Origin of the sequence: Streptomyces sp. NPDC001508 (assembly GCF_040298665.1) — a bacterium.
GTDB lineage: Bacteria > Actinomycetota > Actinomycetes > Streptomycetales > Streptomycetaceae > Streptomyces.
Window position 1 is genome coordinate 138423 of record NZ_JBEPAP010000009.1, and the last position, 16605, is coordinate 155027.

The 16605-nt window shown below is 70.6% G+C and carries 15 protein-coding genes; 9 read left to right on the forward strand and 6 right to left on the reverse strand.

Features of this window, described 5'->3' with window-relative positions; translation table 11 throughout:
• The first annotated feature begins 3 nt into the window (after positions 1-3).
• From ABT245_RS11795 to ABT245_RS11825, 7 genes are all read left to right on the forward strand, one after another.
• The gene (locus tag ABT245_RS11795; protein WP_351731968.1) at positions 4-816 is read left to right on the forward strand and encodes an ATP-binding cassette domain-containing protein; all 813 of its coding nucleotides are present in this window, start codon (positions 4-6) and stop codon (positions 814-816) included.
• Positions 813-2033 carry an alpha-D-ribose 1-methylphosphonate 5-triphosphate diphosphatase gene (locus ABT245_RS11800; RefSeq protein ID WP_351731971.1) on the forward strand — a complete coding sequence of 407 codons (1221 nt, stop codon included), beginning with the start codon at positions 813-815 and terminating at the stop codon, positions 2031-2033. The genes ABT245_RS11795 and ABT245_RS11800 overlap by 4 nt, the downstream gene beginning before the upstream one ends.
• Before the next feature lie 2 nt (positions 2034-2035).
• Positions 2036-2860 (forward strand): inositol monophosphatase family protein, encoded by an 825-nt coding sequence (locus ABT245_RS11805; protein ID WP_351731973.1) that lies wholly within the window; start codon positions 2036-2038, stop codon positions 2858-2860.
• A 92-nt stretch (positions 2861-2952) separates the two neighbouring features.
• Positions 2953-3834, forward strand: a complete 882-nt coding sequence (locus tag ABT245_RS11810) for a LysR family transcriptional regulator (RefSeq protein WP_351731975.1) — start codon at positions 2953-2955, stop codon at positions 3832-3834.
• A gap of 176 nt (positions 3835-4010) precedes the next feature.
• On the forward strand, positions 4011-5732 hold the full coding sequence (locus ABT245_RS11815; protein WP_351731977.1) for an acetolactate synthase catalytic subunit: 1722 nt from the start codon (positions 4011-4013) through the stop codon (positions 5730-5732).
• Between the two features lie 46 nt (positions 5733-5778).
• Positions 5779-5952 (forward strand): hypothetical protein, encoded by a 174-nt coding sequence (locus ABT245_RS11820; protein WP_351731980.1) that lies wholly within the window; start codon positions 5779-5781, stop codon positions 5950-5952.
• A gap of 300 nt (positions 5953-6252) precedes the next feature.
• Complete coding sequence (locus ABT245_RS11825) at positions 6253-7755, forward strand: peptide MFS transporter (protein ID WP_351731983.1); 1503 nt, start codon at positions 6253-6255, stop codon at positions 7753-7755.
• Between the two features lie 57 nt (positions 7756-7812).
• On the opposite strand, the gene ABT245_RS11830 is transcribed toward ABT245_RS11825, so the two are convergent.
• The 6 genes from ABT245_RS11830 to ABT245_RS11855 form a co-directional block, all read right to left on the reverse strand.
• Positions 7813-10260, reverse strand: a complete 2448-nt coding sequence (locus tag ABT245_RS11830) for a SpoIIE family protein phosphatase (protein ID WP_351731985.1) — start codon at positions 10258-10260, stop codon at positions 7813-7815.
• Positions 10261-10409: 149 nt separating this feature from the next.
• Positions 10410-11789 (reverse strand): nucleobase:cation symporter-2 family protein, encoded by a 1380-nt coding sequence (locus ABT245_RS11835; protein ID WP_351731987.1) that lies wholly within the window; start codon positions 11787-11789, stop codon positions 10410-10412.
• A gap of 73 nt (positions 11790-11862) precedes the next feature.
• A complete protein-coding gene (locus ABT245_RS11840; RefSeq protein ID WP_351731990.1) occupies positions 11863-12702 on the reverse strand; it encodes an SDR family NAD(P)-dependent oxidoreductase in 840 nt (279 codons plus the stop codon).
• Entirely contained in the window at positions 12695-13111 is a 417-nt protein-coding gene (locus tag ABT245_RS11845) for a cupin domain-containing protein (RefSeq protein ID WP_351731993.1), read from the reverse strand. The genes ABT245_RS11840 and ABT245_RS11845 overlap by 8 nt, the downstream gene beginning before the upstream one ends.
• Before the next feature lie 30 nt (positions 13112-13141).
• On the reverse strand, positions 13142-13969 hold the full coding sequence (locus ABT245_RS11850) for a phosphoenolpyruvate hydrolase family protein (RefSeq protein WP_351731995.1): 828 nt from the start codon (positions 13967-13969) through the stop codon (positions 13142-13144).
• Positions 13959-15188, reverse strand: coding sequence for a Tm-1-like ATP-binding domain-containing protein (locus ABT245_RS11855; RefSeq protein WP_351732112.1), 1230 nt, complete (start codon positions 15186-15188; stop codon positions 13959-13961). Before ABT245_RS11855 ends, ABT245_RS11850 begins: the two co-directional genes overlap by 11 nt.
• A gap of 122 nt (positions 15189-15310) precedes the next feature.
• Here ABT245_RS11855 and ABT245_RS11860 point away from each other — a divergent pair, with 122 nt between their 5' ends.
• Entirely contained in the window at positions 15311-15694 is a 384-nt protein-coding gene (locus ABT245_RS11860; protein WP_351731997.1) for an aminotransferase class I/II-fold pyridoxal phosphate-dependent enzyme, read from the forward strand.
• Between the two features lie 143 nt (positions 15695-15837).
• Complete coding sequence (locus tag ABT245_RS11865) at positions 15838-16440, forward strand: helix-turn-helix domain-containing protein (RefSeq protein WP_351732000.1); 603 nt, start codon at positions 15838-15840, stop codon at positions 16438-16440.
• Positions 16441-16605: the final 165 nt, after the last annotated feature.

Below are 16605 nucleotides of genomic sequence, written 5' to 3' on the forward strand. Positions count from 1 at the left end.
ACGATGACCACCCCCGTCATGACCCCCGCCCGGCCCGCCGCCCCCGCGGACGTGCCCGGCGACACCGTCCTGTCCGTGCGCGCACTGCGCAAGGACTTCACCCTGCACACCATCGACGGCCGCACCGTCGACGCCCTGCACGGCGTCGACCTCGACGTCAGGCCCGGCGAGCATGTCGCCCTGGCCGGCACCTCGGGCGCCGGCAAGTCCACCCTGCTGCGCTGCGTGTACCGCACCTATCTGCCCGGCTCGGGCCACATCTGGTTCCGCACCGCACACGGTGAACTCCTCGACGTGGCCGCGCTGCCCGACGCCGAGGCCGCCGACCTGCGCGGCCAGGAGATCGGCTATGTCTCCCAGTTCCTGCGCCCCCAGCCGCGCCGCTCCGTGCTGTCCATCGTCGCCTCGGCCGGCGTCGCACGCGGCATGGACCGGGCCGACGCCGAGGAAGCCGCCGCCGCCGCGCTGCGCCAGGTCGCCATCGCCGAGCAGCTGTGGGACATGCACGCCACCGTCCTGTCCGGCGGGCAGAAGCAGCGCGTCAACATCGCCGCCGGCACCATCGCCCCGCCCCGGCTGCTGCTGCTGGACGAGCCGGTATCCGCCCTCGACCCGGCCAACCGCGCCGCCGTCCTGGACCTGATCGCCCGCCTTGAGGAGACCGGCACCGCCGTGCTGTCCGTCTTCCACGACCTCGACGCCATCGAGCGCCTCGCCACCCGCGTGGTGGTGCTCGGCGGCGGCCGGGTGCTGGCCACCGGTACCCCCGGCGACATCCTGCACGATGCGAACCTGCCGCTGGAGGTGGCCCGATGAGCCGCTACGTGTTCGCCCACGCCCGCGCCGTACTCCCGGACCGTACCCTCGACGACGCCCTCGTCGTCGTGGAGGACGGCCGGATCACCGAGGCCGCACCGCTCACCCCGGGCGCGGTCCCGGCCGGCGCCCTCGACCTCGGCGGCGCCCTGCTCCTGCCGGGCATCATCGACACCCACAGCGACGCCCTGGAGAAGGAGCAACGGCCCCGTCCCACCGTGGAGTTCGAGGCGGGCTTCGCCGTACGCAGCTTCGAGGGACGGGTCCGCGCCGCCGGGGTCACCACGATGCACCACGCGGTCAGCTACCAGACCAAGCTCGAAAAGGACCGCACCATCGAGCGCTCACTGGCGCTGACCGCCGCCGTACGGGAACGGGCCGCGGCCGGCGTCGGCCTGGTCGACCACCGGGTGCTGCACCGCCTCGACGCCCGCGACGCCGACGCGCTGGCCGCCCTCCAGGGCGTTCTCGCGGCGCAGCCGCACACCGATGTGCCGCCGCTGGTCTCCTACGAGGACCACACACCCGGCCAGGGCCAGTACCGGAACCTGGAGACGTACCGGGGGATCATCCAGCAGCAGGAGAATGTGTCCGCCGAGGACGCCGAGCGGTTCATACGCGACCGCATCGAGGAGCGCACGGACGGCTTCCCGCAGCGCGCCCGCACCCTCGCCCACCTCGGCCAGGAAGCACGCGCGGGACGGATCCGGCTGCTCGCCCACGACGTGGAGAGCGCCGAGGAACTCGCCGGGGTACGGGCGGCGGGCGCCGCCGTCGCCGAGTTCCCCACCACCCGCGAGGCGGCCCGCGCCGCACGCGACGCCGGGATGCCGGTGGTCGCCGGCGCCCCCAACGTGCTGCGGGGCGGCTCCCACAGCGGCAACGTCAGCGCCGAAACATTGATCACCGAAGGACTGGTGGACAACCTGTCCAGCGACTACATGCCCACCACACTGCTGGCCGCCGCCCTGAAACTGGCCGAGCGCGGGGTGGCCCCGCTGCACACCGCCGTGGCGCTCATCACCTCGGGCGCCGCGCGCACCGCGGGACTCACCGACCGCGGCGCCCTCGTCCCGGGGCTGCGCGCCGACCTGGTCGTCGTCACCGCCGACGGCGGCCGGCCCACCGTACGGATGTCCCTGCTCGCCGAGGAGACCCGCGACGGCGACGACACCCCGCTCTCCACGGCCCGGCTGCTGCAGGCCACAGGACGGTGACCATGACCACGACCGACCCCGGCACCCACCCGGCGCTCCTCGCCGCCGCCCGGGCCGCACTCGACACCTACCGGGACGCACGGGCCGCACACGACCGGACCACACTGGCCGAGCCCGTGGCCACCGGCGCCGACGGCACCCCCACCATGTACATCGACCGGCTCGTCGAGGACGCCGTGCTCGACGCGCTGCGCCCGTACCGGGTCAATGTGCTGTCCGAGGAGAGCGGCTGGATCGACAACGGCAGCGCGGTGTCCCTGGTCATCGACCCGCTCGACGGCTCGGCCAACGGCGCCGCCGGTGTTCCGCTCACCGCGTTCGCCGCCGCCGTCGCCGTCGACGGGGAGTTCACGGAGGCGCACACGGTCTGGCTCGACACCGGCCGAAGCTGGTGGGCCCACCGCGACCGGCCGGTGGCGTACCGCACCTCGGGACGCACAGAACTGTCCGGTGCCGCGCTGTCCCTGCTGCGCCCGCACACCGGCAGGCCCGGCCCGGCCGCCGCCTGGTGGGCCGCCGCCTCCCGCGCCGCCCGGGTCCGCATCCTGTCCACCACCTGCCTGGAAGCGGCCCTGGTCGCCGAGGGTGCCATCGACGCCTTCGCCGACGCCTGCTCCGACACCCACCGCCTGGTCGACCTCGCCGCGGCGGCCGTCATGCTGCCGCGCGCCGGGGGAGCGGTGCTCGACGTCCGCGGACGCCCGCTCGTCTTCGACACCGACCTGACCCGCCGCTGGTCCGGTGTCGTCGCCGCCACCCCCGAGCTGGCCGCCGAACTGGCCGACGTACTGGCCCGGGCCGCCGACGCGGCGACGCCCGCGCACTGAGCGGCCGTCGCGCCCCGGTCACCGGAGCCCAAGAGGCCGGGACGGGGCGCGACGGCATCACACCTGTCCGGGGTCCCGGTAGGATCCCCGATGTGGAACTGCGGCGACTTGAGTACTTTCTGGTACTCGCGCGGGTGCTCCATTTCGGCCGGGCGGCCGAGGAACTGCACATCTCGCAGCCGGGCCTGTCCCAGCAGATCAAGGTTCTGGAGCACGAACTCGGCACACCACTGATCCGCCGGGGCACCAAGGCGATCACGCTCACCACGGCCGGTGAGGTGCTGCGGGAGCAGGGCGAGCGGGTGCTCGCCGATGCCAGGCTGTGTGTCGAGCGGGTGCGGGCGGCGGCGGAGCAGCCCGGCGGGGCGCTGCGGGTGGCCTACACCCGCTCCGGTGCCGATCTGACGATGCACGAACTCGTGGAACGTTTCCGGCTGCGCCACCCCACGGTCCGGCTGTCGCTGTCCGCGGCGTGGACGAGCCGGAACCTGGAACTGCTCGAGGCGGACCAGGTGGACGTCGCCTTCGTGCGGTCGACGGTGCGCTCGCGGGCCGTGGAGTCACTGGTCGTCGCGACCGAGGAGCTGGTCGTGGCGCTGCCCGACGACCATCCGCTGGCGGCCCGCGAGCGCGTCTCGCCCGACGACGTGGTCGAGCTGCCGCTGGTGCACTGGCCCAGAGCGCAGGGACCGGCCTACCACGACGACATCCGGCGGCAGATCTGGGGCGAGCGACCCCAGCGGGTGGCCATTGAGCAGCCCGACGCCGAGCACATCCTGCGTGAGGTGGCCGGCCACGTCGGTATCGCCGTCCTGGACGAGCACCGGGCGCGAAAACTCTGCCCGCCCGGAGTGTGTGTGCGACGCTTCACCGAGCCGGTCCCGACCAGCACGCTGGTGGTGGCATGGCGGCCGAACGCCGCGCAGGCGCCGGTGGACCGGTTCATCGAGCTGTGCCGGGAACACCTGGGATGACCTCGCAAGCCTGCTGCTGAGGGTGCGGCCGAGACCGTCGCCGACACCTGTGCGGAGCCGTCGAAAGCGCCGATAACCCCTGCTTATCGTCGGCGTGAAAACCCCTATTGGACCCCTCGCTCCGGCCCGTGCTGAACTCTCCGGCACCGCAGATGAAGCTCGATGGAGGAGTGAAGATGGGACATACGGTCGCCGAAAATCTGGCGGCGGCGTTGCGACGCCACGGAGTCCGTGACGTGTTCGGACAGAGCCTGCCTTCACTGTTCTTCCTGGCGACGCCGGAGCAGTCGATACGGCAGGTCGTCTACCGCACCGAGAACGCCGGCGGCGCCATGGCCGACGGCTATGCCCGGGTGACCGGCCGGGTCGGCGTGGTGGCGGCACAGAACGGGCCCGCCGCGACCCTGCTGGTGCCGCCCCTGGCCGAGGCGTACAAGGCGTCGGTGCCGGTGCTCGCCATCGTGCAGGAGGTACCGAGGCCGGCCCGCGACCGCAACGCCTTCCAGGAACTCGATCACATCAAGCTGTTCAGCGCCTGCGCCAAGGCGATCCACCGGCTCGACGACCCGGCCAGGGTCGACGACTATGTCGACACGGCGATGACGGAAGCGGCCTCCGGCCGTCCCGGGCCGGTCGTGCTGCTGGTGCCCAAGGACGTCCTCGCCGAGCCCGTACCGGTCGCCTCCGCCCGGCGAGCCCGGTACGGCCGGTTCCCGCTGGACCGGTACGCTCCCGGCCCGCAGCAGATCACCCAGGTGGCCGAACTGCTCGCGACGGCCCGGCGACCGCTGGTGGTCGCCGGGGGAGGGGTGCACGGGTCCGGGGCCGTGCCCGAACTGGCCGAACTCCAGCAGCTCGCCTCCCTGCCGGTGGCCACGACCGCGATGGGCAAGGGCTCGGTCGACGAGACCCACCCCCTGTCCGTCGGCGTGATCGGCTACGCCATGGGTGTCAACGGGGCGACCCGGCACGCACGCCCGCTGGTGGAGGACGCCGACCTGATCCTGTTCGTGGGCACGAGGACCAACGAGAACGCCACGGACGGCTGGCGGCTGTTCCCGCCGTCGGCGACCTATGTCCACCTCGACGTGGACCCGGTCGAAGTGGGCCGCACTTACGAGGCGTTGCGGCTGGTCGGCGACGCCAAGCTGACCCTGCGGGCGCTCATCGACGAGCTGAGCGCACGCTCGCTGGACGTCCGCACGGCCGCCCGCGAGCAGGTGGCCGCCCGGATCGAGGCGGCACGGCGTGCGCACCAGGCCCAGATCGAGCCGCTGGCGGGATCGGAGTCCTCGCCGATCCGGCCCGAGCGGATCATGCGCGAACTCGACGCCCAGCTGACCGTGGACACCATCGTGGTGGCCGACGCGAGCTACAGCTCCGTGTGGATGAGCAACGGTCTGCGCGCCCGGCGTGCCGGCCAGCGGTTCCTGGCGCCGCGCGGCCTGGCGGGACTGGGCTGGGGAGTGCCCATGGCGCTGGGCGCGAAGGCCGCACACCCGGACCGCCCCGTGGTCGCGCTCGTCGGTGACGGCGGGTTCGGGCACTGCTGGGCCGAGATCGAGACGGCCGTCCGCATGGGGTTGCCGATCACCGTCGTCGTGCTGAACAACGCGATCCTCGGCTACCAGAAACACTCCGAGCTGCACCAGTTCGCCACCCACACCGACGCCATCGACTTCGCACCGGTCGATCACGCGGCCATTGCCGCGGCGTGCGGAGCACGCGGCGTACGCGTGGAATCGCCCGCCGAGCTGGCTGGCACCCTGCGCGCCGCGCTGGCTTCCCCGGTGGCCACGGTGATCGATGTGATCACCGACCCGGACGCCTATCCGCCGATCTCCGCCTGGGACGGCGATCCCGTACTGAGCGAGCTGGCCGGAGAAACACCTCGATGACCGAGAAAACCTTCGCCCGCCCGACCCGGGGCGCGGCTGCGCCGACGTGGTCGCCGGTCGGAGCGAGCCCCTGCGCGATCTGGCCGAGGACCTGATCCGCGGCGGCATCCACGCCGAGGAGAGCGGGCTTGCGTGGTACATCTCGGCGGCGCACACCGACGCGGATGTGGCCCGCACGCCCGCAGCCGTCGACCGCGCACTGACCGGCATCACCGGCTGACCGGTCCGGCAGGCACACCGCCCTGAGCCACCCGGGCGGATTTCATCGGGGCGCCGTCGGCCGCTGTTGCCGACGGCGCGGTCGCCGACAGGAGCGAGCGCGCCGTCGGCGTCCGTGCCCAGGCAGTTCCTTCAGATGACCCGCGTCATCTGACCCGCGTCATCTGACCCGCGGCCGCCGCGCGGAGCACACCCCCCCCGATTCCCCTGTCGGCGTCGGTGTCGCGCGCGGTCTCGCAGAACATCCGTGCCGGCCGCCCACCCACGGCCGGCACTCTCTCGATCGGGAAGGACTCAGCGAGTGAGAAAGACACGGCACCAGACAACCGCCGTCCGCGACACACACGGGGCCACGACGGGTGTGTCCGAGCGTCCCTTCGGGCGCGGCCTGTGGAGCATGGCGCTCACCGAGATGTGGGAGCGCTACTCCTTCTACGGCCTTCAGGGCATCCTCTCCTTCTACCTGCTCTACGCGGTGACCGAGGGCGGCCTGGCCGTGGACCCGTCCGTCGCGGCCGGCATCGTCGGCGCCTACGGCGGCACCGTGTATCTGTGTCAGATACTCGGTGCCTGGCTGGGCGACCGGCTCGTCAGCCCGCAGCACATGGTGCTGTACGGTGCCGTGGTCATCACGTGCGGACATATCGTGCTGGCCTTCGCCCCCGGCCTTGTCGGCCTCGGCGCCGGACTGCTGTGCATCGTCGCCGGCACCGGTGCGCTGAAGACGAACATCACCTCGATCGTCGGGTTCGTACTGGACCAGAACCCGGACGGCCGCCACCGGGACGCCGGCTTCTCCTACTTCTACATGGCCATCAACATCGGTGCGGTGGCCGGCCCGCTCACCACCGGTCTGGTCCAGAGCGAAGTCGGCTTCCACTACGGGTTCGCACTGGCGGCGGTCGGGATGGGTGCCGCGCTCGTCCAGTACGTCGCCTCGATGAAGCATCTGCCCGAACGCGCCCGGACCGTCAACAACCCCCTGCCCGCGGGCCGCCGTCCGTTCGTCGTCATGGCGGGCGTCGCCTTCCTCGCCGCCGTGGGCGCGGCCGTCGCCACCGGGGTGCTGCGGGCGGAGAACCTGTCCACCGTGGTGACCATCGCCGCGCTGGTGGCCGCGGCCGCCTACTTCCTCACCATGACCACCTCGTCGGCCGTCAGCGGCGACGAGCGCCGGCGCGTCCTCGGCTACCTCCCCCTCTTCTTGGCCTCCGGGGTCTACTTCGGCTTCCTGTTCCAGAAGTTCACCGCGATCTCCATCCTCATCACCGAACGCATCGATCTGCACGTCGGCGGCTGGAGGTTCCCGGTCGCATGGATCACGACCGTCAGCCCGCTGGCGCTGGTCCTCGTCATCCCGCTCGTCGCCCGGATGTGGAACACGTTGGGGGAGCGTCAGCCCGGTCCGGTGACCAAGGTCGCCATCGGGCTGGTCCAGATCGGCTGCGCGTATCTGTTTCTGCTCGTCATCTCCGAGGCCACCGGGCACGCCCGGATCCCGTTGGTCCTCATTCTCCTGTTCATGATGGCGGCCGGTTCCTCCGAGGTCTTCGTCGGCCCGATCGGCCTTTCCCTGGCCACGCGGATCGGCCCCGAGAAGTTCACGTCCCAGATGGTGGGCCTGAACTTCCTCACACTCGCCCTCGGTTCGTCCCTGTCGGGCCAGCTCGGCCAACTGTTCACCGTGATCGACAACACCTCCTACTTCGCTCTCACCGCGGTGTGCGGCATCGTGCTCGGCCTCGCACTGCTCGCCGCGCGAGGACCGCTGCAACGCCTGCTGAGGACGGGACTTGAGCACTGAGCGGACCGGGCGGCCCGGTCCGCTCGATGGCCTTGCGGAGCGCGGAAACCGCCCAGGTCAGATCTTGTGAAGCAGTGGCGGCGTCGACGGCACGATGGGGATCTCGGCCCAGATGGTCTTGCCGGTGGGGGTCTGGCGGCTTCCCCAGCGCCGGGTCAGCTGCGCCACGATGAGGAGGCCACGGCCGCCCTCGTCGAACGTGCGGGCCCGGCGGAGGTGCGGGGCGGTGCTGCTGGTGTCACTCACCTCGCAGATGAGCACCGTGTCGCGGATCAAACGCAGTTGAACGGGCGGTTTCCCGTAGCGGAGGGCATTGGTGACCAGCTCGCTGATGACCAGTTCGGTGACGAACTGCTGGTCCCGCAGGTTCCAGGCGGCGAGCACATCCATCGCTGACCGGCGGGCCTCGGCCACGCCGGAGGGGTCTTGCGTCAGCTGCCAGACGGCGACCTGGTCGTCGGTGAGGGCCTTGGTCCGGACGAGCAGGAGCGCCGCGTCATCGGAGTGGCGCCCGGCCGGCACGTGGCTCAGCAGTGCGTCGCATGCCGTCTCCAGCTCACGCCCGGGGACGGCGAGCGCCTCGCGGAACATACGCAGTTCGGCCTCGGGCTCCCCCCGGGCGTCCCCCACCAGGCCATCGGTGTAGAAGGCGAGCACGCTGCCCTCCGGGGTGTCGAACTCCGCGACTTCGAACGGCAGCCCGCCCACACCCAGTGGCGGCCCGGCCGGCGGCTCCAGAAACCGCACGGAGCCGTCGGGCGTCACGAGCACCGGCAACGGGTGACCCGCACGGGCCATCGCGCAGCGACCCGATACGGGGTCGTAGACCGCGTACAGACAGGTCGCGCCGACCTCCGCCAGCTCTGTCCCCGGCACCGCGCTCCCCTTCGCGGCGGCCTGTTCGTCCAGGCGCAGCACGAGGTCGTCGAGCTGGGTCAGGAGTTCGTCGGGGGTCACGTCGGCGTCGGCGAGCGTGCGCACCGCCGTGCACAGCCGTCCCATGGTTGCCGAGGCGTGGATGCCGTGGCCCACGACGTCGCCCACCACCAAGGCCACCCTCGCGCCCGACAGGGGAATGACATCGAACCAGTCGCCCCCGATGCCGATCGCCGCGGTGGCAGGCAGATAGCGGGAGGCGATGTCCACGGCTGCGGCCGACCGAAAGGGGACCCGCTCGGGCAGCAGAGTGCGCTGCAGGGCCAAAGACGTCAGACGCTCGCGGGTGTAGCGACGGGCATTGTCGATGTACACCGCGGCACGACTGCACAGTTCCCCTGCGAGCCGCAGGTCCTCGTCGTTGAAAGGATTCGGAGCGCTGTGCCGGAAGAATGTGGCCAGACCGAGCATGACACCGCGGGCGTGCAGCGGCGCCGCCACAATGGAATGGATTCCGTGCTCCACAGCCATGGACCGGGCGATGGTGGCCGGCAACCGTCCGCCGGCGTCGAGGTCGTCCGGTCGGCCCAGCACGGGCCGCACGGCCTTCAGCGCACGGGCGATCGACTCGCTGACCTGGGCAGTGTGCAGCTGACCGGGCTTGACCCCGGACTCCGGGCAACTGGGCAGGACAGAGCGTTGCGCGACTCTCCGGAACGCCACCGTCTCGCCCGGATCGACGCCGCCGCCCTCCTCTGCGCGGAGCACACCGTCCAGGATGTCGACCGTGACGAAGTCGGCGAAGTGCTCGGTGGCGACCTGGGCCAGTTCATCGGCGGTGCGGGCGAGGTCGAGCGTGGTGCCGACCCGTTCGCTCGCCTCGTTCAGGACATTCAGCCGCAGGCGCGCCTGGTACTGCGCCGTGCTGTCGGCGGCGGCCAAGGCCACGGCCCGGACCTGCCCCTCGGGATCCCTGACCGGATACACCCAGCTGAGCCAGGCGCGCGGAGCGGCGTCACGCGGCGTCCTGACCCGGGGCTCAAAGGCCACCGGCTCTCCCGTGCGCAGGACCTGCTCGGCGGCTTCGGCGACCGCCCTCAGCGGCGGTGGCAGCGGCCCGCGCGCGTCCTCTCCCAGGCGGAATCCGACGAGTTCCTGTTCGGCTCTGCCCAGTCCGGTGGCCACGGCCGGGTTGACGGCGATACGGACGAGGCCGCGGTCGCAGAGCGTCACGGGCAGGGGCATCTGGTCGATGGCCCACTGCTTGAGGAGCGCTAGTTCACCTGTCCTGTCGCCACCCGTTGTGGCCCCTGTGGCGTCGATGACCCAGATGGTGTCGCCCGCACCGTCCGACAACGGCCGCAGACGGATGCCCGCCCGCTTCACATGGCCCTCACGATGCCGGAGAAGAACCATCCCGCTCCAGGTCTCGCGCCCCGCCCAGCACCGGCGGAGCGCCGACGGCGCGGGTTCGGAGAACAGGTCGAAGAAAGAGCGCCCCACCGTCTCCTCGGGGTCGAGACCCAGCAACCGGCGTCCGCCAGGCCCCCAGGCAGTGAGTTCGCCTGACATCCTCGCCACTCCGACATCGTCGCCCTGCCGGGAGGGCTCCGCAGATTCCTGGTGCATGGGGGTCCACTGTCCGACCGATGTTCCCGGTGTTCCCGGATCGACTGTGCGTGGAGGCCAGCGGCCCCCTTACAGGGTGCTCCGCGGTCCCATCCTGCGCAAAACAGTCCAGGTGACCGACGCCGCTCCATGCGCGGTGGTGACGGCGGCTACTCGGCCGCGAGGGCTCCGGCGTCCTGTGTCTGCCGGGTTCTCGACCCCAGATGGTTGAAGAAGATGTTCAGCGTTATCGCGACGAGCGCGGTGACGACGATGCCGCTCTTGAGCACCACTTGGAGCTGTTGGGGGAAGGCGTGGAAGAACTGCGGCTGCGCGACGGGTACGGTTCCCGCCCCGAGGCTGACGGCGACGGTGATCAGATTGCGATCACTGCTCAGGTCGGCACGGGAGAGCGTGTGGATTCCGACGGTCGCGATGGTGCCGAACAGCACGAGCAGGGCGCCTCCCACGGCGGCCTTGGGCAGCGCTGCCGCGACCGCCGCCACTTTGGGCAGACAGCTCAGAACGATCATGAAAACCCCGGCGACCGCGCAGACGAACCGGCTGCGGACGTTGCTCGTCCGCACCAGTCCGACGTTCCCGTTGAAGGTCGTGGGAGGCAGCGGGCTGAAGGCACCGCCGAGCATCGTCGCCAGGCCCTCGCCGAGCACGCCTCGCGTCACGGCGCGCTGGTCCGGTGCCCGGCCGACGATCGCGCCGACCGCGAAGAAGCTCGCCGTGCTCTCGACCGCCACAATGATCATGGCGATGCTCATGGACACGACGGCGGACAGGTCGAATCGGGGCCACCCGAAGTGGAACGGCCCGACGAAGGCGAGCCAGCGGGCTTCGGCGACACCGCTGAAGTCGACGGCTCCGAGCACGACACCGACCACACCGCCGACGACCAGGCCGATCAGGATGGCGATGCTCCTGAGCAACCCGGTGGTGACGCGGTAGGCGACGACGACGGTGAGCACGGTCGCGCCCGCGATGGCCAGGTTGCGCGGGCTGCCGAACGTGGCCGCGGACGCGTCACCGCCGCCGGCCAGCGTCACACCGATGGGGAGAATAGCGAGCCCGACCATGGTGATGACGGTTCCCGTCACCAGCGGAGGAAAGAACCGCAGCAGTCTTCCGTAGAGCGGAGCGGCCAGGAAGACGACGAGCCCGGCGGGTACGGCAGCTCCGTAGATCGTCAGCAGACCGGTGACGCCGCCGCCGTGAGCGTTGCCGATCGCGATCGCCGGCCCGATCACGACGGAGGATCCCCCGAGCACGAGCGGTAGCCGGATCCCGATCTTCCACAATCCGATCGACTGGATGAGTGTCCCGATGCCGCCGGTGAACACCACGGCACTCAGCAGCACAGCCGTGTCGCGCGCCGACAACCCGATGCCCGCGGCGATGATCGCCGGCAGCACGACGATCGCCGCATAGAAGGTCAGCAGGTGTTGCAGCCCGTAGAGAACCAGACGCCCCGCGGGTGGTCTGTCGTCCACGGGATGAGGCACGTGCTCCGGGTTTTCGAATCCGCTCGGCTGGGTCATGATCGGCTCTCTCTCGCTGGTGTCTGCGGTGCCCCCGTCCCTCGGTGGTGGGTGCGATTCCCCCTGTGTTCGCTCAGTAGGGGCAGCTTCCACCGTCGACGTTGATGCTCTGCCCGCGGATCGCCTGCACCTGGTCGCTCAGCAGGAAGGAGATGACCGACGCCACCTCGATCGGCGCGATGTGCCGGCCCAACTGCTCGTTGGCCATGAACGCGAAGATGTCGTCGGCATCGGCGGGCGTGTGCTGGGCGTGGGTGTCGGCGACCTGATGGAGCATCCGTGTCTCGACGCCACCGGGGCACACACAGTTGACGTTGATGGAGTGGGGAGCCCACTCTTCGGCGGTGACCCGGGTCAGATTGATGATCGCGGCCTTGCCGGCGTTGTAGGCCACCATGTCCGGGTGCCCCCTCTTGCCGGCTTCCGAGGCGACGTTGACGATGCTGCCACCCGTGCCCTGGTCGATCATCTGTGCCGCCACCAGACGTGTGATCTCGAACGGGCCGAAGACATTCACCGCGAACTGGTCGTCCCACAGGGACCGCACGTGCTCGAGCGCGGGAGCCATCTTCACCATGCCCGCGACGTTCGCCAGCCCGTCCACACCGCCGAGTGTGCTCACGGCCCGGTCGACCGCGGCACGAACGGATGCCTCCTCCCGCAGGTCGAGTCCGATCGCGTGCACACCCCGGTCGCTCCCGCCGAGTGTGTCGGCCAGCTTCGCCGCCGCGTCTTCGGACACATCGGCGATGACCACGCAGGCACCTTGCTTGAGCAGCAGTTCGACGGTCGCGGAGCCGACGCCGCCCGTGCCGCCGGTCACGATGAACCGCTTGCCGCGGTGGACGGGGAAGACGGCCGGCTCGACGACGGGAATGACGTGGCCGCCCCGGTGGCGCTTGAACTCACCCACGGGACGCCACCGCCCACGTCGGAGCCTGTCCCGGAGCCAGCTCGACGAAGCCGGGCACGGACCTCAGTGCCTTCTCCGCGCCGCCGGGTGTGTATGTCGCCACCAGGCGCAGCGGACGCCAGCCGGTGTTGCACGTCGAGTGCGGGGTGCCCTTGGGGATCCAGATGGCATCGCCCGCCCGTACCGGGAATTCCGGGCCGTCGCCGACGGTCTGCCTGCCCTCGCCCTCGATCACATAGAGGACCTCGTCGGCATCGGGGTGTTCATGCCGGTCATGGCCCTTGTCGGGGTTGATGACCACCTCTCCCAGCGTCGAAGAGGCGCCCGGAACGGCGTCCGGTGTCACATGCCATTTGATCGACCCCCAGTCGAAGACCATGGTGGGGATCGAGTCCGGGTTTCGGTGCATCGGTTGTCTCCTGTTCGTATCGATGCAGGGTCAGTCGGCTGCGGGAAGCTGCTTGAACGCGCGGAGTTGAGCCGCGATGGCACGTTCGGTGGGCAGCCGTTCCATCGACGAAGCGCCGAAGAACCCCGCGATGCCCTGCGTCCGGTCCAGGACGTGGCGCACGTCGTCGGGTTCGGCGAGCGGCCCGCCGTGGCACAGCACATGGATGTCGGGGGCGACGGCGACGGCGGCGTCACGCATCTCCTGGATGCGGTCAACGGCCTCATCGAGGCTGATCGTCGTCCGGGCGCCGATGCTGCCCTTCGCCGTCAGACCCAGATGCGGGACGATGATGTCGGCGCCGGCCTGCGCCATGGCGGCAGCTTGCGCCGAGTCGAACACATAGGGAGCGGTGAGCAGTTCGCGCTCCGCAGCAAGCCTGATCATCTCGATCTCAAGATCGAAGCCCATGCCGGTCTCTTCCAGATTGGCACGGAAGACGCCGTCGATGAGGCCGACGGTCGGGAAGTTCTGCACACCGGTGAACCCCATGGCATGCAGTTGGTCGAGGAACCACGGCATACGGCGAAACGGGTCGGTGCCGCAGACTCCGGCGAGCACAGGTGTGTGTTCGACGACGGGCAGCACTTCGCCGGCCATCTCCAGCACGATCGCGTTGGCGTCGCCGTAGGGCAGCAGCCCGGCCAGCGAGCCACGCCCGGCCATCCGGAAGCGTCCGGAGTTGTAGATGATGAGCAGGTCCACGCCGCCCGCCTCGGCTGCCTTGGCGGACAGGCCGGTGCCGGCACCGGCTCCGATGATGGGCCGTCCCGCCTGCCGTTGGCCGCGGAAGGCGGCGAGTGCCTGGTTACGATCCATGACGCGTCCTCAGGATGAGTTGGTGCAGATGGTCGGCGGCCGCTGTGGCGAACGCGGCGTCGTTGACATGCCAGTGGGTGTCGACGACCTCGACGGCACTGTCGGCCACCGCCTCAAGCACGGCGTCGGCGCACCCGGCGTCCGCCGTCGGGTCCCAGAAGGGCCGGTCCGGGGCATCGACGGCGGAGATCCCGCCCCGCGGCACGAACAAGGTGGCCGGGCCGGTCGACGCGGCGAGTTTCTCGCCCAGCACGCCACCGATCTCGGCGGCCTCGGCCGCGCTCGTCCGCATCAGCGTCACCGCATCGTTGTGGACCAGCAGCGTGCGGTCCTCGAACCGTTGCGGCACCGTGCTCCGTGGACCGAAGTTCACCATGTCGAGCGCACCTAGGCTCACCACCTGCGGCACGCCGGCCACGGCCGCGGCGGTGAGCCGGTCCGGTCCGGCGGACAGCACACCGCCGACGACCTCGTCGGCGATCTCCGTCGTGGTGAGGTCGAGCACACCCGCGATATGGCCCTCGGCGACGAGCGCCTCCATCGTGCGTCCGCCCGAGCCGGTCGCGTGGAACACCAGCACCTCATAGCCCAGCTCCTCCAGCCGTCGCCGCGCCGTGTCCACGGCCGGGGTGGTGACGCCGAACATGGTCGCCGCGACGAGCGGCTTGTCCTGCGGCACCGGGCCGGCAGCTCGCCGGGCGTCGTACGCGGTGGCCATTCCGGCGATCGCGGCCGCCGCGTTGGCGAGGACCTGCCGTGAGATCGAGTTGACACCTGCGACATCGACGACGCTGTACATGAGCGTGACATCACTTGTGCCGACGTAGGCGGAGACGTCACCGGCGGCCATCGTCGACACCAGCAGCTTCGGCAGGCCCACCGGCAACGACTGCATGACGGCGGCGGCGACCGAGGAGCCGCCGCTGCCGCCGAGGGCGAGCACTGCGCTGAGCCTGCCGTGTGTGTACAGGTCCTCGGCGACGGCCTTGGTCCCCGCGGCCATCGTCGCCAGCGCGTGTCCACGGTCGCGCCGGGCCCTCAGCGTTTCCAGACTCGTGCCCGCGGCTTCGGCGACATCGGCCGCCGTCACGTCGGCCGCGAGGGCCGACGCCCCCAGCACGCCGGTGTCGACGAGCACGACGTCCAGCCCGAGCCGCACGACGAGGTCGCGGACGAACGTGTACTCCCGGTCCTTGGTGTCCAGGGTCCCGAACAGCATGACGGCCACACTGACGCTCCTCGCCTGGTTCCGCTTGTGGCGCGGAACGGTTGGCCCAATACTGTGGTCGGCCGATTGGCCTCTCAAGGGCCAATTCCGCGGGAATGGCCCAAGGACTGGAGGTGGCTGCCGCGTGTCCTCGCCCCGTACCGGGTCTCGACGATCTCGCGAACGCCCGCTCGCTGCGTCGCCGCCATCTGCTCCGCAGCCTGCGTGCGGCCGTCGACACCCTCAATCGGCATGCGCCGGAGTGGTCGTGGACCGAGCCGCAGGGCGGCAGCGGCCTCTGGGTGCGCCTGCCGGGCACCGACACGACGGCGTTCGCCCAGACGGCCCGGCGCAACGGCATCGTCATCGTGCCGGGCCCGGTGTTCTCGTCGGTCGAAGGCTTCCAGGACCACCTTCGCATCCCCTTCTGGAAGGACCCGGACGAGCTGACCGCCGGACTGACCCGCCTCGCCGACCTCTGGCGGGTCACCCGCACACGTGTCGCGCCGGACGGCTGACCCTGGGCGACGGCCGGTTGACGAGGTTGGTCACGGTCCGGTGACGGCGGTGACGGGGTCTTGTGTTGCGCATCACGCCAGCGTACGGTCCGTATCACTCCAGCGAACAAAGTGTTCGCTGACGTTGCATCAGGTGTTCGCCCATGACTGATCGTTCACTGCAGGAACGCTCCGGCGAAGTCCTCGCCGAAGCCGCTGACCTGGCTCTGGGAGCCAGGATCCGGGAGTACCGGAAGATGCGGCGGATGTCATTGCGGGCCCTGGGAGAGGCGGCCCAGGCCAGCCCCGGTTTCCTCAGCCAGTTGGAGCGCGGGCAGGTCAACTCCTCCATCGGCATGATGCGGCGGATCGCCGTGGCGCTCGGCGTCACCGTGGCCGATCTGTTCGACCAGGACAGCGCGCCCGGTCCGAAGGCGGTGCGACGGGCCGACCGGCCCATGCTGCACACCGCCCCGGGAAGCCGCAAATTCCTTATTTCCCAGCGTCCGCTCGGTCATCTGGAGGTGTACTCGGGCGAGTTCGACCCGGGGGCCTCCACCGGTGACGACGCCTACACCCATGGCGACTCCCAGGAGATCCTCCTGGTGATCAGTGGTGCCGTGCGAGTCGAACTCGACGGCCGCTCCCATGAGTTGGAAGCCGGCGACAGCATCGAATACCGCTCCTCGGTGCCGCATCGCGTGGTCAACAGCCATGAAACACCCGCCGAAATCCTCTGGATCATCAGCCCGCCGACACCGGACTGACCGCACCCCGACACCTCCCCTGCGGCGCACTGTCACATCTCGTGGCGCGCCCCCTCCCCTCCTTGTGGCGCACACCTCTTCCCCGTCCCTCTCTCACCGGCGTCCCGCGTGCCCCGTGCCCGCGTCGTGCGCTTGGCGCCTGCACCGTCTCCGTGCGCCTTCACC